Below are 20009 nucleotides of genomic sequence, written 5' to 3' on the forward strand. Positions count from 1 at the left end.
CTTCGGATTCCTTATTCATGACGATGGGCGTGAGCCGGGCGTGTTGAATCGACAGTGCTCGCCTGGACGTGGCCTCGGGTGCGCAAGCCGGCAATCACCCAAAGCAGTGCCGCGGCAAGGCCGGCGAAGACCATCCATTGAATGGCGTGGCGCAGGTCTCCGGCGAAGGCAGTCACGGCAGCCACCACCAGCGGACTGACGAACTGGCCGATGTAGAGAAACGAGGTGAACCCGCCCAAGCCCCGGCCACGGGTGCTGGCGGTCAAGGCATTCATCACCGGCGCCATTACATTCGGCACCAGCAACCCGGAACCCAGCCCCTGGATGAAGACCGCCACCAGCACCGCGTTGTAGCTCTGCCCCCGCATCAGCAGCCATAGACCCACGCCTATCAGGCCCAGCAACAACGCGTTGCAGCCGGCGATACCCAAGCGGCGACGCAACAACGGCCACATCAACGAACCACCCAGGGTCGCCAACAGGCTCAGGCCCGCCGCCAGGCCAATCATCGTGCTCGACGTAATGCCCAGGCTGACCAGCAGCATCGGTGCCTGGACCGGCACGACGAACGTCAGGACCATGCCGCCCAGAATCATCAGGTAGCCGACCACCAACTGCCGCACCGCGACCCTGCTCGGACCCGTCTCATCAGCCGGCTGCTGAACCGCCTTGTGCCTGGCCAGCGGAGGTTCCCACAGTACCTTCAGCATCGCTGGCACCAGCAGCAATGGCAGGAGATAGAGCAGGAACGGTGAACGCCAGGAGTGCTCCCCCAGCGCCCCGCCCACGACGAAGAACAGCGCGCCTACCAGGCCGATCGTCACTACCTGCCGGTTGACGTAGCGCAAGCGCTCCTCGCCGTGCCAATAGTCGGCGATCAGGGTGGCGCAGCAGGTCATGACGGCCGCTTCGGTGCAGCCGAACAGCAACCTTGTGCCGACAATCGCAGGCAGGCTGTCGAGCAGCGCCGGTAACGCGCCGAGCAAGGCATAAAACAAGGTGGCAAGCACCAGCAACGTCTTGCGCCCGACGCGGTCAGCCAACCAACCGGCCAGCGGCGCACACAAGGCAATCGCCAGGGCCGGCCCGGTGACCGCCAACGGCACGAGCAAATCGGCACGGGGCTCGACGGGACCGAATTCGGCGCCCAACCGAGGCAGGATCGGCGCGACCATGACCGAGCCCATGATGGTCAGGCTGCTGCCCAGCATCAGCACCAGGCCCTCGCGCCGGCCAGCCTGGCGTGACGGGGTTGCGGCCGTTGAAACGGAACTTGATTGGTTCATGGCGAGCCCCTTCAGAAACTTTGAGAGATGCGCAACGCCGCGGTGTAGCCCTCGGCGCGGTTACGCGCGTCGAACTCCTTGTAGACGTGCAGCCAGACCGGTGGAATACCGGGCTTGAAGTAACTCACCGCCGGCCCGACGGCCATCACCCGGGCGCGATTGCCACTCTCCAGCCCCGGTGCATCGTCATCGGTGAACTGGCGGTAGTAGTAGCCGCCCACCCCCACCGTCCAGGGCCCGGCGTGCTGGCCCACGGCAAACTCGTGGCGGTACTCGACGCCGTTCTTGTAGTCGGTGGCGTTGTTGCGGGTGTTCACGTCGACCTCGAAGCTTGAAGACACTTCAAAGCCGCTATCCGAGAGGTAGGTGGCGTTGACGATCGGTGAGAACGTCCAGTGGTTGAGCCCCGGTGAAATCAGACGATTCTTGTCGTAGTCGCCCGTGGGTGCCTGGATCTGGAACTGGGTGTTGACGAACAGATTCGGCGACAGGGTCCATTGCAGGATCACCGGCAGGAACTGCACGTCCGCCAGGCGAAACGGATCGGCCTGAAGGTCCAGCGGGCCGACGGGGGTCTGCACCTGTACCGAGGCGTCCATCTTGAAGAATGGCACCACGGTGCCGAAGCCATACTTGGCGCCCAACACGGTGTAATCGGTCATGCGCATGTAAGCGACGCCGATGGACAGTACGTCCAGGGAGAAATTGTTGTCCGCCGAGTTCCCGTGGCGGTCTTTCTGCACATTGGCTGAGTAAAACGCCGTGCGCAGGCCGACGGTCCCGAAGGGCGTGGCCGGCGGCATCATGCCTGCGCCGAAGTCATAAACCCCGACCGCCGTGGTCGGCGCGCCGTTTTCGGTGCCATGGGCAGCGGCGCAGAGGCCGAGCATCCCCAGGGTCAACCAGGTAAAGCGCAAGACGTTTGTTTTCTTGTTGTGATTCATCGAATGCCCCTTCCGACCATATGGTGGTGGGGTCATCCTAGGGAGCAGGCTGCATCAGCCGTTATCCGTTTTCAGCACAGATGCGTACGACGCAGGGTTTGCGAAGGGGTTTCGCCGAACAGGACCCGATAGTCGCTGGAAAACCGGCTCAGATGCCAGAACCCCCAACGTGCGGCCACCTCCTGCACGCCCTGGACCTGATCGCCATTGCGCAACTCACGGCGCACGGCATTGAGGCGCAACGCCCGCAAATAGGCCACAGGATTGATGCCCAGAGTCTCCTGGAAGCAATACTGCAATTTGCGCCGGCTGGCACCGATGTGGTTGCACAGGTCAAGGATCGACAGCGGCTCGTCAACATGGGCCAGCGCGTACTCCCGAGCCCGGTCGACCATGCGTTTGCGCGCCGTGGGGCTGAGGGGCGGCGCCTCATCCGGAGCCACCAGCTCCAGCATATGCAGCATCACCGTATCCCGCAGGCCACGGCGGATCGATTCATAGCCCAGTAATGAGTCCCGCCCCTGGTCGCTTTCCAACTCTGCGAACAAGGCCGCCAACTCAGCCGGCAGCGTCGAATCGCCGAGGCGGTAACACTTGGGAAGATCGGTAATTCGAAAACGACTGCCCTGCCGCTCCAGCACATGGGCCAACGCCTGCTCGTCGATGGCGACACCCAGCACATCCAGATGCTGGGGCGTGCGCAACTCAGGCAGATTGTGCCCTCGGGCCACCAACAGGCTGGGCTCGAGAATCGGATGTCCGGAGCAAAAGACCGGGCCGTCCGCGACCAACGGCATGCTGAAGGTGATGGCTCCTTCCCAGGCCGTCCCATGCTTGGTCATGGCCTGATTAGAGCGGTCGCGCACCAATTGCATCCAGTCGGAACGGAATTCGATCAACTCGCCTTCAAAACGTCCCGGGGTCAACTGGTCGTAACAGACCTGCCAACCGCCCATGTTCCGGGCATGCTCGTCGATGTCGACGGTGCGGAACCGATTGACCGGCGATACGATGTTGTTCTTATTCATTGACCCGACCTTCATCGATTCCTGGGCTTATGGGCGATAAATCAGGCAAGTTCCATTCCGTCTCCCAAGCGAGTCGGGCAATTGTGCCGAAAACGGATAATTGGCCAGGAATGGACCCGCTGCCGGTGTATAAAGCAGAATGAACCGACCTTTTGAACCTCCACGCCACCATGAACGAAATGCCCCGTGACATCGACCTCGCGACCCGGTCTATCACCCAACCACGCACGCTGGTTTTCCTGGCCTACCCGAAAATGGGCCTGTTGGACCTGACTGGGGCCCAGACGGTTTTCTGGGCGGCAACCAAAGCCATGGCCGAACGCGACCTGCCCGGCTACGCGATGCATACCGCCAGCCTCGCGGGTGGGTTGATGCGAACCGCCGAGGGCCTGGTCGTGGAGACCTGCTGCCTGCGGCAGTTCGACGACGTCCTGATCGACACGCTGATCGTCCCAGGCGCGCCCGACATCCGTCAGGCGATGATCGATTGCGTCGACCTGGTCGATTGGCTGCGCCATGCCTCGGTCAAGGCCCGACGCACCGCATCGGTGTGCAGCGGCACGTTCCTGATGGCCCAGGCCGGCTTGCTGGACGGACGGCGCGCCGCGACCCACTGGGCCATGTGCGACATGCTCAAGAGTGGTTTTCCGGCCGTGGAAGTGGATCTGGACGCGATTTTCATCCAGCAGGACCACGTGTGGACCTCTGCAGGTGTCAGCGCCGGCATCGACATGGCCCTCGCGCTGGTGGAAGCCGACTGCGGTCGCGAGGTCGCCCTGCAGGTGGCCCGCGAGCTGGTGGTGTTCCTCAAGCGCCCCGGTGGCCAGGCGCAGTTCAGCCAGCTGTTGCAACTGCAAACCCGGGACAGCGCCGGCTTCGATGAGTTGCACCTCTGGATTGCCGAGCACCTGGGCGACGACAATCTGACCATCGAACGGCTGGCCCGTCAGGCGCGAATGAGCCCGCGCAATTTTACCCGGGTCTACAAGCGCCAGACCGGGCGAACCCCGGCCAAGGCCATCGAGTTGTTCCGTCTGGAAGCTGCGCGAAGACTGCTGGAAGATTCTCAACGCAACATCGACCAGATCGCCCGGTCGTGCGGCTTCGGTGATGAAGAGCGGATGCGCAATACGTTCCAGCGCCACCTTTCGATTTCACCTAGGGATTACCGCAGGCGATTTTCCCGCTGACAGGGACTCACCTGCCCCCTCGCCACCGCGAAGCCATCAAGCCACCTTCCTGGAGTCCTGATGCTCAGCGCGCTCGACTACGAACGCGCTGCAACGGGAGCGCAGCCAGCATTCCCCCGGATCATTGTGAGAAGCACCACCCCAGACCATCGACAGCGCGTGCTCGGGCAAGCGAATCGGCGCCGGCTCGGCCCTCAAGCCTGCAGCCACCGCCATGGCCTGGGCGACATAGTCCGGCACGATGGCGATCATGTCGCTGTGGGCCAACAGTACGGGCAAGGCGCTGAACTGTGGCACGGTCAGCACCACCCGACGCTGGCGCCCGATCAGGCTCAAGGCACGATCAGAATCATCGATGACATTACCCATGGACGACACCACTGCGTGGGGTCGTTGGCAGAACTCGTCCAGGGACAACTCGCCGGGCTGCAAATCGGCCCGCAGCAGCATCGGCCGAATCCGACGCAAGTCCTTGCGCCGAGCATTGGCTGGCAACTCCAGGGTGTGGCTGATGCCGAGGGTGATCTCCCCGCTGATCAGCATTTGGGACATCTGCCACTGATCGGCCCGGCGCACCACCAATGTCGTTCCCGGTGCCTCGACCCGCAGGCGGCGCAGCAGATCCGGCAGCAACGCGTATTCAACGTCATCGGACAGTCCGACATGAAAGGTCGCCTCACTGGTGCCTGGGTCGAACGCCTGGCAGCGACTCAGGGCAGCGGCAATACCATCCAGTGCCGGGCTCAGGTTGGAAAATATCTCCTGGGCCCGTGACGTCGGCTCCATCAACCGGCCCGAACGAATGAACAAGGGATCGTCGAACATCAGTCGCAGGCGTGCCAGTGCACTGCTGATCGTCGGTTGACCGAGAAACAGCTTCTCACCGACACGACTGACATTTCGCTCATGCATCAGGGTCTCGAAGACAACCAGCAGATTGATGTCAGCACGACGCAGGTCATTTCTGTTCATCATAGTAGCCGTCCCAGGCGCAAGGCCTTTGATTCAAGAATGGACAGAATCATCGCCGGCCCTTTCATCGAGACGTACCGGCGACGGTATGCCTGGCAGGTTATGCCTGCGGCCACACGCTTGTCTGTTGTACCTGGGGACGACCCACTCAACCTTTAGGCAAGCCCACCGATACTTCGGTATGCAGCGTTCAAGGGTCGGTGGCGGAATTTCAGGGTTTTATGTCCTACTTGGTGGTAAGCGGCACTTTTAAAATGCAACGACTTCCATGACCGTAGGATACGAGCACTGCTCAAGGCACTTCGTTCAGTTTCACGCCGCCCCTCTCACTTGCACATGATTCGTTTCGGAAACCCAATGACGCCCACCCATTCCAGCTGCCAGTCCGTCAACGACGAGCCGCTCGTCTATATCGTCGATGACGACCAACCGCTGCGCGAGGCACTCGGCTGCCTGTTACGTTCCATTGGCCTGCAGGTCGCATTGTTCGGCTCGGTTACCGAGTTCATGCAACACCCTCGCCCCGACTTGCCCAGTTGCCTGTTGCTTGACGTACGGCTGCGAGGCACCAGCGGCCTGGACTTCCAGCAGCAACTGGCAACGACCAGTATCAACCTGCCAATTGTGTTCATGACCGGCTACGGTGATATCGCCATGACGGTAAAGGCCATGAAAGCCGGCGCGGTGGATTTCCTGAGCAAACCCTTCCGGGAGCAGGACCTGATCGATGCGGTATCCGCCGCCCTCCAGCAGGATCGGCTGCGTCGCGAGTCTGACCGTAGCCGTCAGGAGCTCCAGGACTGTTACACCACCCTGACGGTCCGGGAACGACAGGTAATGGCCCTGGCCGTGTCGGGCTTGATGAACAAACAGATCGCCGGGGAAATCGGCCTGAGTGAAATCACGGTCAAGATCCACCGGGGCCAGGCCATGCGCAAAATGCGTGCGCGCTCGTTCGCCGATCTGGTCCGCATGGCCCAGACGCTGGAGCTGCATCGCGCCGGGTGAAAGTTCATACCCAGGTATAACTTGGCGGAGTGGCAGGACAAGGTATCTTGCAGGGAAGACGGGGCCTTTATGGCGACCTGACATCACCCTCGGTATCTAAATGTCCAATACCGCAATTATTTCAGTGGTCGATGATGATGAGTCCGTTCGAATCGCATTGGACGGCCTCTTGCGCTCCAGCGGCTATACCGTCCGAACGTATGCCAACGCGTCGGATTTCTTGTCCTCCAGCGGCCCCGAACAGACCGCCTGCCTGATCTCGGATATTACGATGCCCGGCATGAGCGGCATCCAGATGTATAACGAACTGGCCGCCCAAGGCATTCATATCCCGGTGATCTTCATCACCGGCCATCTCGCCCCGATGCCCCCGGTCAGGGCTGGCGCAGCGGAGCCGGTGGCATTCTTTCCCAAGCCGTTTCGCTGCGCTGAATTGATCGCCAGTATCGAATCGGTGCTCAATCGGCCAGTCGACTGAATCAACCTACCCGCCGCGCCAACCACAACTCCCCTGTGGGAGCCTGCTCGCGATAGCGCTGGGTCAGCTTGCATCCATGTCGAATGTACCGCCGTCATCGCGGGCAAGCCCCAATGCCAGTCAGTTAAGGATCAAACCGCACAAACCCTGTGGGAGCAAAGCTTGCTCGCGATTGCGGTAAGTCAGTCAGCAACAATGTTGACTGATCTGTCGCTATCGCGAGCAAGCTTTGCTCCCACAGGTCTGTGGCTTAACTGATCGGCATTAGGGCAAGCCCGGCTCCCACAGATTCCGCGTGGTTCATGAAAACAGCGTCCAACCGCCAATCCTCTCGCCCATCGCTCTAACACCTTCGTATAGATCCTTCATACCCAGACATGCCCCCGCTGACCTTATGTAGAAGTGTCGGACGCCGAGCCGACGAATACCATTTCCTACAGCGAACCGAAGCTGAATGCATGAAGCCACGCACGTTCGGGTACTTCGCGACACGGTCACGCTGAAACAGCTGAACAATTCAACGTATCGATTTTGTCTTCGGGAGCACATCATGAAACAGCATATTCTGGTAATTGGCGCAGGTTTCGGTGGGGTATGGAGCGCGTTGAGCGCAGCCCGTCTGTTGGACCAGCATGATCGCAACGATGTGCAGATCACTGTCCTGGCGCCCCAGGCGGAACTGCGGATCCGGCCACGTTTCTATGAGCCGGACGTCCATACGATGAAGGCCCCGTTGGACGAGTTGTTCAACGCGGTCGGGGTGAACTTCGTGCAAGGCTCGGCGGATAGCGTCGATGCCGATCTCAAGCAGGTGGGCTATCGCGACGCCTCCGGCGCCCAAGGCACGCTGAACTATGATCGACTGGTGCTTGCCGCCGGCAGCCAACTGATGCGCCGCGAGTTCAACGGCGTCGTCGAGCATGCCTTCGACGTCGATGAAATCGAGCAGGCAACCCGTCTTGAAGCTCATATCAAGTCCCTCGCAAACCTGCCGGAGAGCCCTGCCCGCAACACCGTGGTGGTGGCCGGCGGCGGTTTTACCGGGATCGAAACCGCAACCGAAATGCCCGCCCGCCTGCGCGCCGCCTTGGGCGAACAGGCCAACGTCCGCGTTATCGTCGTCGACCGCGCACCAGAGATCGGCGCTTCCCTGGGCGAAGGCATCCGTCCTTCCCTGATCGAAGCGTCGGCTCACCTGGGCATCGAATGGATCCTCAACGCCTCGGTCGAATCCGTGGATGCCAGCGGCGTCACCCTGTCGAACGGCCAGCGCATCGAGTCCAACACCGTGGTCTGGACCGTGGGTTTCCGTGCCAGTCCGTTGACTGAACACGTACCCGGCACCCGGGATCGCCAGGGCCGCTTGCACGTCGACGGCAATCTGAAGGTATTGGGCCAGGACCACATCTTCGCCGCCGGTGACGTGGCCTATGCCGCCACCGACACCGTGGGCAACTACGCGGCGATGTCCTGCCAGCACGCAATCGCCCTGGGCCGCTATGCCGGCAATAACGTCGCCGCCGACCTGCTGGGCGTGGCACCGATGACCTACAGCCAACCCAAGTACGTGACCTGCCTGGACCTGGGAGCCTGGGGTGCGGTGTACACCGAAGGTTGGGATCGTCAGCTCAAACTGGTGGGTCAGGAAGCCAAGAGCCTGAAGAACCAGATCAACTCGATATGGATCTACCCGCCTGCCGCCGACCGCGCAACAGCCCTGGCATCGGCTGACCCATCGATTCCGGTGGCGTGATTTCATTTTCCGACTCCGGCCAGGTCCCTCCTTTCTGAGCCGGTTTTTCCCAGACACCCGCCGTTGATAGTTAGGCGGGTGTTTTTCTTGTCTGCCCAGCCTGAGTAAGGCACTCGTGGTGAACATGGATTTACTGTGTGCGAGCCCGCTCGCGAAGGCGGTGGCTCAGCTTACGACAATCTGGGCATCCTCAGACTCATCCACCGACGCCCCCCTCAATGCAGATCGAACACATCGCCGTGAGGCAGCACCTGGTAGCGCGGCTGCAGAGGTCAACGTCGTACCATCACTCCAGTAACGAGACGATCCGCGGCTCGATCGAACCTGCACTCACCTCAAGCAACCCCAGCGTCACCGGCAACTTGAAACGCCGCCGGCCGGCACTACCGGGGTTCATGTACAAGCGCTCACCGCGCCATTCAATACCTGGCTTGTGGGAGTGCCCCGTGATGACCACCTTCACACCCGGGTCGAGCGCAGCCGGCACATCGGCAATGTCATGCACCAGCAGGACCTGCCACCCACACAAATCGAATTGCAGACTATCGGCAAGGTACCCGGCCCAATCGGCATCGAGGTCGTTATTGCCACGCACCACGTGCAGCGGAGCAATGGACGCCAGTTGTTCGAGGATCCCCGAGCTGCCGATGTCGCCGCCGTGAATGATCCGCTCACACCCCGCAAGCGCGGCAAGCGCTTCGGGACGGAGCAATCCGTGGGTATCGGAAATGACGCCGACTTTCATGAGAGTCTCCCACACTGTGTCTGCACCGACGCCTGCTTCGTCGCAACTGGCTAACGTGCTGGAATTGAATAAGATAGGCTGCGCAGCCATAGTGCGCAGACTTGTCGTAAAAGGAAATATTGATGCTGGGACGCAAACGGCCGGAGCCCAAGAGCGAAAGCTCCGTCGAGGACTTCGACCCCCAGGCTGCGCGGCCAGGCGCGGCATTGAGGCTTACCATCAGTTTCATGCTGGTGGTGGTGATAGCCTTCCTGTCCGTTGAAGGCTGGAGAACATGGCGTGACTACCGTGCTGCATTTTCGGCCGCCCGCGATTCGGTGACGAACCTGGCGCGGGCGACAGCCCAACACGCCGAAGACACCATCCGCCAGGTGGACGTAGTCACCGCCGCACTCGCCGAACGGGTGGAAGGTGACGGGATCGAGAACATCGATATCTCGCGCATCCACAAGCTGCTGGTGCAGCAGTCCGCCATCATCCCGCAGTTGCACGGACTGTTTATCTACGGGCCCGACGGACAATGGGTGGTCACTGACAAGGAGACGATCCCGGAGCCGGCGAACAACGCCGACCGTGATTATTTCCAGTATCACCGCACCCATGCGGATCGAAACGTGCGCATCGGCGAGGTCATCAGGAGCCGGTCCACCAATGATCTGGTCATTCCCATCTCCCGACGCCTGAACAACCCCGACGGTTCGTTCGCCGGCGTACTGCTCGGAACGGTCAAGGTCAGCTATTTCGTGGACTACTATGGCGACTTCAAGATCGATGACAAGGGCGCCCTGGTCCTGGCCATGCGCGACGGTACCGTTCTGGTCCGGCGCCCCTTCGTCGAGACAGTGATCGGCAAGAGCCTGGTCAATAGCGTGATCTTCAAGAACTTCCTGCCGACGTCGAACCAGGGCACCGCCGAAGCCCGTGCGGTGATCGACGACACCGAACGCCTGTATGGCTACCGTGCCCTGACCACGTACCCGTTGGTGGTGGAAGCCGGCCTGTCCCGGGACTCCATCACTGCGCCCTGGCGTCGCGATCTGCTCAAGACCGGGTTCGTGCTGGTTTTCCTGATCGTCATCCTGCTCGGCTTCGGGCTCATCGTGTTGAGCCAACTGCGCTACCGGATGAGCATGGAAAAGCAGATCCGTCATGCGCACCAGAGCATGCGGGACATGGCGCTGTCCGACAGCCTGACCGGGCTGGGCAATCGCAGGAAGCTGGACCTTGCCCTGGCCGATGAGCTGCGCCTGGCCAGGCGTCAGGGCTCCTCCCTGGCGTTGATCATGCTCGATGTCGATTACTTCAAGCGCTTCAACGACAAGTACGGACACGCCGCCGGGGATGAGTGCCTGCGGGCAATTGCCGGGGCGATCCAGGGCGCGGTCAAGCGGCCGGGCGACCTGGCGGTCAGGTACGGCGGCGAAGAATTCACCGTTCTGCTGCCCAATACCGACAGCACGGGTGCCAGCAAGATCGCCCAGGAAATCCTCGACGCCATCAGGGCGCTGGACATCGAACATGTCGATCATCCATTGGGCATCGTCACGGCCAGCGCCGGCATCACCACCAGCCAGCCGGGCACGGTGGATGTGACGCCCGCCATGCTGATAAAAGCCGCCGACGCCTTTTTGTACCTGGCCAAGAACACCGGGCGGAACCGCTGGTGCAGCGCCAGCGCAACATCGGGTTGATCCTTGTACGGGACAGCCGTGCATCGGTCCGGAACGCGCAAATCCAAGTCCACAGGTGCCGGCAAGGCGCCTGGCAGCTACAATGGCCGCTTCGACCGTGACCAGCCTGACTAAAAACACATGTCCTTGCCCAAACATCATCTCGAATTGCTCAGCCCTGCCCGCGACGTGACCATCGCCCGCGAGGCCATCTTGCATGGCGCCGACGCCGTGTATATCGGTGGCCCGAGTTTCGGCGCGCGTCACAACGCCTGCAACGAGGTGGGCGATATTGCCCGGCTGGTGGAGTTCGCCCATCGCTACCACGCCCGGGTGTTCACCACGATCAACACCATCCTGCACGACAACGAACTGGAGCCGGCCCGCCAGCTGATCCATCAGTTGTACGATGCAGGTGTCGATGCATTGATCGTCCAGGACCTGGGGGTGATGGAGCTGGACATCCCGCCGATCGAGCTGCACGCCAGCACCCAGACCGACATCCGTACCCTCGCCCGGGCCAAGTTCCTCGATCAGGCCGGTTTTTCGCAATTGGTGCTGGCCCGCGAGCTGAACCTGCAGGAAATCCGCGCCATCGCCGACGAAACCGATGCCGCCATCGAATTTTTCATCCACGGCGCGCTGTGCGTGGCGTTCTCCGGCCAGTGCAATATCTCCCATGCCCAGAATGGGCGCAGCGCCAACCGTGGCGACTGCTCCCAGGCCTGCCGCCTGCCCTACACCCTCAAGGACGACCAGGGCCGGGTCGTCGCCTACGAAAAACACCTGCTGTCGATGAAGGACAATAACCAGAGCGCCAACATCCGCGCCCTGGTGGAAGCCGGCGTGCGCTCGTTCAAGATCGAGGGGCGCTACAAGGACATGGGCTATGTGAAGAACATCACCGCCTACTACCGCCAGCGCCTGGACGACGTCCTCGAAGACCGCCCCGACCTGGCCCGCGCGTCCAGCGGTCGTACCGCGCACTTCTTCGTGCCCGACCCGGACAAGACCTTCCACCGTGGCAGCACCGACTACTTCGTCAGCGAGCGCAAGATCGACATCGGTGCCTTCGACTCACCGACCTTCACCGGCGTGCCGGTGGGCGTGGTGGAAAAAGTCGGCAAGCGCGACCTGCAGGTCGTGACCTTCGATCCGTTGTCCAACGGCGACGGCCTGAACGTGCTGGTCAAGCGTGAAGTGGTGGGCTTCCGGGCCAACATTACCGAGCCGAAAGGCGAGTTCGAAGAAGACGGCCAGAAGCGCTACCGCTACCGCGTCGAGCCGAACGAGATGCCGGCGGGCATGTACCAGTTGCGCCCCAACCACCCGTTGAGCCGCAACCTGGACCATAACTGGCAGCAAGCCCTGCTCAAGACCTCATCCGAGCGCCGTGTCGGCCTGGCGTGGGTCGCGCGCCTGCGCGAAGAACACCTGGAACTGACGGCCACCAGCGAAGAAGGCATCAGTGCCAGCGTCGCCCTGGCCGGACCGTTCGGCGTGGCCAACAAGCCGGAGCAGGCCCTGGAGCAATTGCACGACCTGCTCGGCCAACTGGGCACCACCGAATACCACGCCACCGCCATCGAGCTGGATGCGCCCCAGGCGTTCTTCATTCCCAACTCGCAGCTCAAGGCCCTGCGTCGCGAAGCCATCGAAGCCCTGACCGCCGCCCGCATCAAAGCTCACCCCCGCGGTGGCCGCAAGGCCGAGACCAGTCCGCCGCCGGTGTACCCGGAGTCGCACTTGTCGTTCCTGGCCAACGTCTACAACCAGAAGGCCCGGGACTTCTATCATCGCCATGGCGTCAAGCTGATCGACGCGGCGTTCGAGGCTCACGAAGAAACCGGTGAAGTGCCGGTGATGATCACTAAGCACTGCCTGCGCTTCTCGTTCAATCTCTGCCCCAAGCAGGCCAAGGGCGTCACCGGCGTACGCACCAAGGTCGCGCCGATGCAGCTCATCCACGGGGATGAAGTCCTGACATTGAAGTTCGACTGCAAACCCTGCGAGATGCACGTGGTCGGCAAGATCAAGGGTCACATCCTCGACCTGCCGTTGCCGGGGAGCACCGCTCAGCCGGTGGTCGGTCACATCAGCCCAGAAGATCTGCTCAAGACCATCCCCCGCGCCCCGCATTAAGCAACACCGTAATGGCCTGTGGGAGCGGGCTTGCTCGCGAAAGCGGTGGATCTGTCACTGAAATGCTGACTGGACCGCCGTCATCGCGGGCAAGCCCGGCTCCCACAAGGTCAGGTGGCATATGCAAAGACCGCATACACCCTGAATCCTCTGTGGGAGCGAGCCTGCTCGCGATAGCGGTGCATCTGTCACGCAGAGGTTGAATGTACCGCCGTCATCGCGGGCAAGCCCGGCTCCCACAAGGTCAGGTGGCATATGCAAAGACCGCATACACCCTGAATCCTCTGTGGGAGCGAGCCTGCTCGCGATAGCGGTGCATCTGTCACGCAGAGGTTGAATGTACCGCCGTCATCGCGGGCAAGCCCGGCTCCCACAAGGTCAGGTGGCATATGCAAAGACCGCATACACCCTGAATCCTCTGTGGGAGCGAGCCTGCTCGCGATAGCGGTGCATCTGTCACGCAGAGGTTGAATGTACTGCCGTCATCGCGGGCAAGCCTGGCTCCCACAAGATCAGGTGGTGAATGCAAAGACCGCATACACCCTGAATCCTCTGTGGGAGCGAGCCTGCTCGCGATAGCGGTGCATCTGTCACGCAGAGGTTGAATGTACTGCCGTCATCGCGGGCAAGCCTGGCTCCCACAAGGTCAGGTGGCATATGCAAAGACCGCATACACCCTGAATCCTCTGTGGGAGCGAGCCTGCTCGCGATAGCGGTGGGTCTGTCACGCAGAGGTTGAATGTACTGCCGTCATCGCGGGCAAGCCTGGCTCCCACAAGGTCAGGTGGCATATGCAAAGACCGCATACACCCTGAGTCCTCTGTGGGAGCGAGCCTGCTCGCGATAGCGGTGGGTCTGTCACGCAGAGGTTGAATGTACCGCCGTCATCGCGGGCAAGCCCGGCTCCCACAAGGTCAGGTGGCATATGCAAAGGCTGCGGACGCCGCCAATCCAATGTGGGAGCGGGCTTGCTCGCGATAGCGGTGGGTCAGCTTGCACTGATGTTGCATGGACGGCCGTCATCGCGAGCAGGCTCGCACAGTGGCGCTGCCCGCCTGGTTGTTTTTCATTTCTGCGCCGTTTTTGCTTGAGTGTGCGACAAATCCACTTCATAGGCTCCCTGCCCGCTGAGCAGCAGTGTTAGGTTGCGTAGTTGTTTCGCCAATGAAACATCTTCTCTCAACTCCTCTGCAAAGGAATGCCCCCCAGCAATGGACTTCTCGCTCAAGCACCTGGCTGTGACCACCCTGCTGCTGTCCAGCTTCGCAACGTTCTCCGCGCCAGCGTTCGCCAACATCACCGCACAGCAGAGCGCAACGCTCGTCAAAACCCTCGCTGACACTTCGGTCACAGACTTCAGGCAATTTCTGGGCAATGTGGCCAAGAGCGACCTGGCCAAAACGGCTGCCCTGGGCCCGGCCATCAGTGCCTTTCTCGACAACAACCCCCTTTCGTCCGAACAGCAGAATGAAATCCATCGTCTGCTGGGCATCTACGCGCGAGTGAAATACGGCAACGCAGCCACCGAAACCCTGAAAGAGCTGGTGGCAATCCCGACCTTTCGCAAAGACGGCGTGGCTCAGCACGAGAATCCCGAATTCCTCAAGATCGCCGACAAGATCAAGAGCCTCGCCCAGGCCTTCAACCTGAACTTTCGCAACGTCGACAACCGTGTCTATGAAATTTCCCTGCCGGGCAGTGGCGACGAAGTCGTAGGCATCCACGCCCATGCCGATGTGGTGCCGGTGACGCCGGAAAACTGGGTGCTGAAGGACGGCACACGGCTCGATCCGTTCAAAGTCACCCTGGTGGGTGACCGCATGTACGGCCGGGGTACCGAGGACGACAAAAACGGTATCGTCGTAGCGCTCTATGCCATGAAGATCATCAAGGAAGAGAAGCTGCCGCTGGCGAGGAGTTTCAAGCTGCTGGTGGACACCACCGAGGAAACCACCGGTGACGCGATCCCCTACTACTTCGAACACAATCCGACGCCGAATTACAACCTGGCACTGGATGGCGGCTACCCTGTCGTGATTGCTGAGAAAGGCTACGGCACGGTCATGGCGAACTTCCCCCGCCGTCCTGCACAAGGCAAAGGCGCCGAAATCACAGCACTGACTGGTGGCCTGGCAACCAACCAGATTCCATCGACATCGGTGGCCACCTTCGTCGCTGACAAGCCTGCCGAACTGGCCGCCAGCCTGCTCAAGGCCGGTACCGATTATGCCAAGCGCAACGGCGGCAACTTCGAGGTCGCCAGCAAGGTCGTCGACAAGGGGGTCCAACTGACCTTTACCGGTGTTTCCGCTCATTCGTCAGAACCCGAGTCGGGCGTGAACCCGGTAGCGCGGATGTTGGTCTTCATCAACGGCCTCGAGGGCCAGGTGGTGCTCAAGCACAACCACATCACCGACGCCGCCCGCTACGCCGCCGACAACTGGGGCCTGGACTACCTGGGCAAACAATTGGAAATTGGCTTCTCCGATGCATTCATGGGCCCGTTGACCGCCTCACCGACCTATGTCGGGATGGATGACAAGACCTTCAAGCTCGCCGTCAACCTGCGCGTTCCAGTCGGCAAGTCCACCGAAGCGCTCAAGACTGAGATTGCCGATAAACTGGCGGCATGGAGCAAGAAGTCCCACGTAGCGGTGGCCTTCGATTATTCCATCGATGATCCGATGTACCGCAACCCCGAGGGCGAATGGGTCAAGGCGCTGCTGGCAGTGGCCACCGAGAACCTGGGCATGGAACACAAATATGGCACCTCCGCAGGTGCCACGTCGGTCCACGATCTGCCCAACGGCGTGCAGTTCGGTCTCGCAATGCCCGACGTCAAATACACCGGGCATAACGACAACGAGTTCAAGACGGTCGAGCAGTTCATGTTGGACTTGCAGATCGTGACCGAGATGATGGGGCGGATCGGGCAGATGCCGAAGCTCTGAGCACACCTGCCGGCCAGGTAGTTCCAGGCTGGCAGGTTTTAATGTGGCGAGGGGGATTTATCGAAACGTCGCACCGCCCCGCTCGGTTGCGCAGCGACCGCAAGATTTTGGGGCCGCTGCGCAGCCCAGCGGGATTAATCCCCTCGCCACAGAGCGTTTTATTCCTTCAGGGAACTGGCGCTCGGGTCCACGACCTTTCCTGTTATGTCAGTCAATTCCAATCCCCACTCCCCATGCAGGTACCAATCCTCCCCGATCATCTCAACCGGATGCATGGTCCGGTCGGCGCCGTTGCCACAGGCCAGGGCGTTCGACGCGCAGTAACGGTCGCAGCCCCAGCAGATGCGTTCAGGGTGTTTGGGACTTACGGGAAAGGGCTTGGCCATGGGAACCCCGCTGACAGATGGGTGTAGCTGCACCCTACCGCGCCAGTCCCGTACAGCCCTTGATTTCGATCAAGAGCCTTCCTCTCATCGCTTTCATGGAATCACGCTGAAAATTGACAATAATCATTATTATTCGCAGCAAAGCTCCCTAGACTCCGGCCAACTCTTACGTTGTCCAGGAAGCCATCATGCGCACACTTGTACCTCTGTCTCTCGCCCTCCTTGTTCTCACGCCGCTGGCCCAGGCCAAGGAATACCCCATCGGCGAACCACAACAGTGCCCGGGACTGGAAGTCGGTGCGGTGTACCTGCAACCGATTGAAATGGCCCCAGCCGGCATGATGCGCGCCACCGCCGATTCCGATGTCCACCTGGAAGCCGACATCCGCGCCACGGCGGACAACCAGCAAGGTTTCCAGGAAGGCAGCTTCGTACCCTACCTCAACGTGTCGTTCCGGCTGAAAAAACAGGGCACCGACACCGAACTCAAGGGTGACTTCCACGCCATGGTCGCCAATGACGGACCCCACTATGGCGACAACGTGAAGCTGCTCGGCCCGGGCAAATATCAACTGACCTTCACCGTCCTGCCCCCAGGCGGTCATGGCTCACTTGGTCGTCATACCGATAAGGAAACCGGCGTCGCGCCGTGGTTCGAACGTTGTGAGTTGCATTACGAATTCGTCTACGCCGGGATCGGCAAGAAAGGCGGGTATTGAAGGTGGCCCGTCGAACCTGCAGGCAGCCAGCCACAAGGCATGGACGCTTGGCCTGGCTGATGCTGGCGAGCGTGCTGCCTTCAATGGCCCAGGCCGAGTTGCCAACCTATGAACTGAGCATCCGCGACGGACATTTCACCCCACCGCTGTTGGAAGTACCGGCCGGGCAGCGCTTCAAGATCGTACTGAACAACATCGGCCAGGGCCCGGCAGAGTTCGAGAGCACACCGTTGCGAGTGGAAAAAGTGCTGTCGCCGGGGGTCACCACCTTTGTCGTGATTCACCCGCTGCGTCCGGGACGCTATCCGTTTTTCGATGAATTCAATCCGCAACTGCCCGAGGGCGGCATCCTGGCCCAGTGATCGGTCAGCAGGAGGCGTTTGCATGACTCAATCGATGTTTATTGTCTGGCGCGAAAGCGTCGAGGCATTGTTAGTGCTCGGGATTCTCCAGGCCTGGGTCAGCCGTCAGCAACAGACCCGGCCGTTACTGCGCTACGTATGGAGCGGCGCGGCCCTGGGCCTGCTGCTTTCGACCGGGCTGGCTGGTCTGATCCTGCTGGCCGGCGAGGCCATGAGCGGCGCGGCCAACGAATGGTTCCAGGCCTCGCTGGCGCTGGTCGCCAGTGTGCTGATCGTGCAGATGGTGGGCTGGATGCACCGCAACGCCAGCACGCTCAAGCAGGAGCTGACCCGCCACGCCGATCAGCGCCTGAGCCGCCAGGGTGGCCTGGGACTGCTGGTCCTGGCGCTGCTGGCCGTCAGCCGCGAAGGCAGTGAAACCGTGGTGTTCCTGTATGGCGCCGGTGCTCGCTTGCACGGGTCGCAACTGGGCTTGTTTGCCGTTGGCGCGGTGGCTGGGCTGGTGCTGGCGCTGCTGACCGTTTCCTTGCTGCACAGCAGTCGACGGGTCATCTCATGGCCACGTTTCTTTGCTATCAGCGAAGCGATTCTTTTGCTGCTTGGAGCGGCGTTGCTGGTCAGCGGCATCGAGCGGATCGGCGGGCAGTTGCTGGCGATGGACTGGCCTGAGGCAGTGTATCGCGGCATTGGTGACGCGTTGTGGGACAGCAGCGCGATCCTGGATGACGGTCATGGGTTCGGTGGTTTCCTCGCTGATTTTGCCGGGTATCGGGCGAGTCCCGGCGCGCTGACGTTGCTGGCGTGGATCGGCTATTGGCTGGCAGTCGTCGGCTGGCTGCGGCCCCGCAAGGTGGAACCCCTGCCATGCCCGACCTGAATGCCTGGCTCCAGCGCCTGGGTGACGGCATGCGACGCCACGGCGCGACCATTCGCGCCGTGCAATGGGCGGTGGTGCTGTTTTATGGGGTGCTGCTGGTGGTACCTGCATTCCTACCCTTGCCGAACAGTCAGGCGCGCCTGTTCGATAACCTCACGTTGCTTGCGCAGTTTCTGTTCTGGGGCCTCTGGTGGCCCTTCGTGTTGCTGTCGATCGTGCTGTTCGGCCGGCTCTGGTGTGGTGTGTTGTGTCCCGAAGGTGCCTTGAGCGAATGGGCCAGCCGATACGGCAAAGGCCTGGGCATGCCCCGAGGCTTGCGCTGGGCCGGCTGGCCGACCGTGGCGTTCTGCCTGACCACAATCTATGGCCAACTCGTCAGCGTCTATGACTATGCCCAGGCTGCGCTGTTGATCCTGGGCGGATCGACCGTCGCGGCGGTGATCGTCGGCCTGTTGTTCGCCCGGGGCAAACGGGTGTGGTGCCGCTACTTGTGCCCGGTCAGCGGTGTCTTCGCCCTGCTCGCCCGCCTGGCGCCAGTGCATTTTCAGGTGGACGAACAACGCTGGCTGGAAAACCCGACGCCCCGTCGACCACCGCCCAATTGCGCACCGTTGCTGGACATTCGTCGCATGCGAAGCGCCGCCGACTGCCATGCCTGCGGTCGCTGCAGCGGCCAGCGTGACGCCGTCCGCCTGATCGCCCGTTCCAGCAACCAGGAAATCCTCCGTTCGACACCGAACAGCGTCTCGCCGTGGGATGTGCGCTTGCTGTTGTTCGGCGTCATAGGCCTGGCCATGGGGGCTTTTCAGTGGACCGTCAGTCCGTGGTTCATCGCCTTGAAACAGAACCTGGCCCAGTGGCTGGTGACCCATGACGTGCTCTGGCCCCTTCAGGACAACGCGCCCTGGTGGCTGCTGACGCACTATCCGCAACTCAATGACAGTTTCAGCTGGCTCGATGGGTTTTGCATCCTCGCCTACCTGGGCATGAGTGCCTTGCTGCTGGGTGGCTCGTTGACGCTGCTGATACGTCTGGCGGCGAAAATATCGGGGGATACTGCACACTATTGGCCCTTGGCCATCACCTTGGCGCCTCTTGGTGGTGCAGGACTTTTTCTCGGCTTGTCGGCCACTACGGTGAAGCTGTTGCGCTATGAAGGGTTCTTACTCGAATGGGTGCAGCCAGCCCGGGCCGCGATTTTGCTGGCGGCGATGGCCTGGAGTCTGTGGCTGGGTTGGAAACGCTTGGAACAGATGCCCCCGGTTCGACGATTGCCCGCCATGCCATGCCTGGCATCGGCCTGCGGTTTGGTGGGGTATGGGTGGTGGTTGCAGTTCTGGGGGTGGTGATCCCGCAAGACTGTGTATACGCCGCCAAACCCGTGGGAGCGAGCCTGCTCGCGATGACGCCGGCACATCCAACATCATCCTGGACTGACCCACCGCTATCGCGAGCAGGCTCGCTCCCACATGGGGTTTGCGGCGTACACAGCATCCCG

At 61.5% G+C, this 20009-nt stretch carries 17 protein-coding genes; 11 read left to right on the forward strand and 6 right to left on the reverse strand.

Annotation, left to right across the window (positions count from 1 at the left end; all coding sequences use genetic code 11):
* Positions 1 to 11: 11 nt before the first annotated feature.
* The 3 genes from QZH45_RS17235 to QZH45_RS17245 all read right to left on the reverse strand — a co-directional run bounded on the left by QZH45_RS17235 (position 12) and on the right by QZH45_RS17245 (position 3258).
* Positions 12 to 1286, reverse strand: coding sequence for an MFS transporter (locus QZH45_RS17235; protein ID WP_055136180.1), 1275 nt, complete (start codon positions 1284 to 1286; stop codon positions 12 to 14).
* An 11-nt stretch (positions 1287 to 1297) separates the two neighbouring features.
* Positions 1298 to 2230 carry a SphA family protein gene (locus tag QZH45_RS17240; RefSeq protein WP_024780960.1) on the reverse strand — a complete coding sequence of 311 codons (933 nt, stop codon included), beginning with the start codon at positions 2228 to 2230 and terminating at the stop codon, positions 1298 to 1300.
* Positions 2231 to 2301: 71 nt separating this feature from the next.
* Complete coding sequence (locus QZH45_RS17245; protein ID WP_024780961.1) at positions 2302 to 3258, reverse strand: helix-turn-helix domain-containing protein; 957 nt, start codon at positions 3256 to 3258, stop codon at positions 2302 to 2304.
* A 179-nt stretch (positions 3259 to 3437) separates the two neighbouring features.
* Here QZH45_RS17245 and QZH45_RS17250 point away from each other — a divergent pair, with 179 nt between their 5' ends.
* On the forward strand, positions 3438 to 4448 hold the full coding sequence (locus tag QZH45_RS17250; protein ID WP_173668664.1) for a GlxA family transcriptional regulator: 1011 nt from the start codon (positions 3438 to 3440) through the stop codon (positions 4446 to 4448).
* 36 nt (positions 4449 to 4484) lie between these two features.
* On the opposite strand, the gene QZH45_RS17255 is transcribed toward QZH45_RS17250, so the two are convergent.
* Complete coding sequence (locus QZH45_RS17255) at positions 4485 to 5423, reverse strand: LysR family transcriptional regulator (RefSeq protein WP_053191241.1); 939 nt, start codon at positions 5421 to 5423, stop codon at positions 4485 to 4487.
* 354 nt (positions 5424 to 5777) lie between these two features.
* Here QZH45_RS17255 and QZH45_RS17260 point away from each other — a divergent pair, with 354 nt between their 5' ends.
* The 3 genes from QZH45_RS17260 (at position 5778) to QZH45_RS17270 (ending at position 8659) form a co-directional block, all read left to right on the forward strand.
* Entirely contained in the window at positions 5778 to 6428 is a 651-nt protein-coding gene (locus tag QZH45_RS17260) for a response regulator transcription factor (protein ID WP_024780964.1), read from the forward strand.
* Between the two features lie 100 nt (positions 6429 to 6528).
* A complete protein-coding gene (locus tag QZH45_RS17265; RefSeq protein ID WP_024780965.1) occupies positions 6529 to 6906 on the forward strand; it encodes a response regulator in 378 nt (125 codons plus the stop codon).
* Positions 6907 to 7456: 550 nt separating this feature from the next.
* A complete protein-coding gene (locus QZH45_RS17270; protein ID WP_024780966.1) occupies positions 7457 to 8659 on the forward strand; it encodes an NAD(P)/FAD-dependent oxidoreductase in 1203 nt (400 codons plus the stop codon).
* A 286-nt stretch (positions 8660 to 8945) separates the two neighbouring features.
* Here QZH45_RS17270 and QZH45_RS17275 read toward each other — a convergent pair whose 3' ends face one another.
* Entirely contained in the window at positions 8946 to 9404 is a 459-nt protein-coding gene (locus QZH45_RS17275) for a metallophosphoesterase family protein (protein WP_053191237.1), read from the reverse strand.
* 122 nt (positions 9405 to 9526) lie between these two features.
* Here QZH45_RS17275 and QZH45_RS17280 point away from each other — a divergent pair, with 122 nt between their 5' ends.
* The 3 genes from QZH45_RS17280 (at position 9527) to QZH45_RS17290 (ending at position 16167) form a co-directional block, all read left to right on the forward strand.
* A complete protein-coding gene (locus QZH45_RS17280; RefSeq protein WP_024780968.1) occupies positions 9527 to 11095 on the forward strand; it encodes a sensor domain-containing diguanylate cyclase in 1569 nt (522 codons plus the stop codon).
* 120 nt (positions 11096 to 11215) lie between these two features.
* Positions 11216 to 13216 carry a peptidase U32 family protein gene (locus tag QZH45_RS17285; protein WP_053191235.1) on the forward strand — a complete coding sequence of 667 codons (2001 nt, stop codon included), beginning with the start codon at positions 11216 to 11218 and terminating at the stop codon, positions 13214 to 13216.
* Positions 13217 to 14427: 1211 nt separating this feature from the next.
* The gene (locus QZH45_RS17290) at positions 14428 to 16167 is read left to right on the forward strand and encodes a dipeptidase (RefSeq protein ID WP_055136018.1); all 1740 of its coding nucleotides are present in this window, start codon (positions 14428 to 14430) and stop codon (positions 16165 to 16167) included.
* Between the two features lie 158 nt (positions 16168 to 16325).
* Here the strand turns inward: QZH45_RS17290 and QZH45_RS17295 are convergent, their stop codons facing one another.
* Positions 16326 to 16553, reverse strand: a complete 228-nt coding sequence (locus QZH45_RS17295) for a DUF3079 domain-containing protein (RefSeq protein ID WP_055136426.1) — start codon at positions 16551 to 16553, stop codon at positions 16326 to 16328.
* Between the two features lie 188 nt (positions 16554 to 16741).
* Here QZH45_RS17295 and QZH45_RS17300 point away from each other — a divergent pair, with 188 nt between their 5' ends.
* The 4 genes from QZH45_RS17300 to QZH45_RS17315 are packed head-to-tail and all read left to right on the forward strand — an operon-like array spanning position 16742 to position 19860.
* The gene (locus QZH45_RS17300) at positions 16742 to 17272 is read left to right on the forward strand and encodes an iron transporter (RefSeq protein ID WP_053191231.1); all 531 of its coding nucleotides are present in this window, start codon (positions 16742 to 16744) and stop codon (positions 17270 to 17272) included.
* Positions 17273 to 17331: 59 nt separating this feature from the next.
* Positions 17332 to 17634: a cupredoxin domain-containing protein gene (locus QZH45_RS17305; protein ID WP_055136019.1), complete on the forward strand. Its 303-nt coding sequence runs from the start codon at positions 17332 to 17334 to the stop codon at positions 17632 to 17634.
* 22 nt (positions 17635 to 17656) lie between these two features.
* Positions 17657 to 18511, forward strand: coding sequence for an FTR1 family iron permease (locus tag QZH45_RS17310; protein ID WP_024780385.1), 855 nt, complete (start codon positions 17657 to 17659; stop codon positions 18509 to 18511).
* On the forward strand, positions 18499 to 19860 hold the full coding sequence (locus QZH45_RS17315) for a 4Fe-4S binding protein (protein WP_055136017.1): 1362 nt from the start codon (positions 18499 to 18501) through the stop codon (positions 19858 to 19860). The genes QZH45_RS17310 and QZH45_RS17315 overlap by 13 nt, the downstream gene beginning before the upstream one ends.
* Positions 19861 to 20009: the final 149 nt, after the last annotated feature.

This window comes from Pseudomonas corrugata (assembly GCF_050920615.1).
Lineage (GTDB): Bacteria > Pseudomonadota > Gammaproteobacteria > Pseudomonadales > Pseudomonadaceae > Aquipseudomonas > Aquipseudomonas corrugata.

Bases quoted from the DNA above. Each gene is read 5' to 3' on its own strand.
- QZH45_RS17235 (WP_055136180.1), bottom strand. From the start codon at position 1,286: ATGAACCAATCAAGTTCCGTTTCAACGGCCGCAACCCCGTCACGCCAG.
- QZH45_RS17240 (WP_024780960.1), bottom strand. From the start codon at position 2,230: ATGAATCACAACAAGAAAACAAACGTCTTGCGCTTTACCTGGTTGACC.
- QZH45_RS17245 (WP_024780961.1), bottom strand. From the start codon at position 3,258: ATGAATAAGAACAACATCGTATCGCCGGTCAATCGGTTCCGCACCGTC.
- QZH45_RS17250 (WP_173668664.1), top strand. From the start codon at position 3,438: ATGCCCCGTGACATCGACCTCGCGACCCGGTCTATCACCCAACCACGC.
- QZH45_RS17255 (WP_053191241.1), bottom strand. From the start codon at position 5,423: ATGATGAACAGAAATGACCTGCGTCGTGCTGACATCAATCTGCTGGTT.
- QZH45_RS17260 (WP_024780964.1), top strand. From the start codon at position 5,778: ATGACGCCCACCCATTCCAGCTGCCAGTCCGTCAACGACGAGCCGCTC.
- QZH45_RS17265 (WP_024780965.1), top strand. From the start codon at position 6,529: ATGTCCAATACCGCAATTATTTCAGTGGTCGATGATGATGAGTCCGTT.
- QZH45_RS17270 (WP_024780966.1), top strand. From the start codon at position 7,457: ATGAAACAGCATATTCTGGTAATTGGCGCAGGTTTCGGTGGGGTATGG.
- QZH45_RS17275 (WP_053191237.1), bottom strand. From the start codon at position 9,404: ATGAAAGTCGGCGTCATTTCCGATACCCACGGATTGCTCCGTCCCGAA.
- QZH45_RS17280 (WP_024780968.1), top strand. From the start codon at position 9,527: ATGCTGGGACGCAAACGGCCGGAGCCCAAGAGCGAAAGCTCCGTCGAG.
- QZH45_RS17285 (WP_053191235.1), top strand. From the start codon at position 11,216: ATGTCCTTGCCCAAACATCATCTCGAATTGCTCAGCCCTGCCCGCGAC.
- QZH45_RS17290 (WP_055136018.1), top strand. From the start codon at position 14,428: ATGGACTTCTCGCTCAAGCACCTGGCTGTGACCACCCTGCTGCTGTCC.
- QZH45_RS17295 (WP_055136426.1), bottom strand. From the start codon at position 16,553: ATGGCCAAGCCCTTTCCCGTAAGTCCCAAACACCCTGAACGCATCTGC.
- QZH45_RS17300 (WP_053191231.1), top strand. From the start codon at position 16,742: ATGCGCACACTTGTACCTCTGTCTCTCGCCCTCCTTGTTCTCACGCCG.
- QZH45_RS17305 (WP_055136019.1), top strand. From the start codon at position 17,332: ATGCTGGCGAGCGTGCTGCCTTCAATGGCCCAGGCCGAGTTGCCAACC.
- QZH45_RS17310 (WP_024780385.1), top strand. From the start codon at position 17,657: ATGACTCAATCGATGTTTATTGTCTGGCGCGAAAGCGTCGAGGCATTG.
- QZH45_RS17315 (WP_055136017.1), top strand. From the start codon at position 18,499: ATGCCCGACCTGAATGCCTGGCTCCAGCGCCTGGGTGACGGCATGCGA.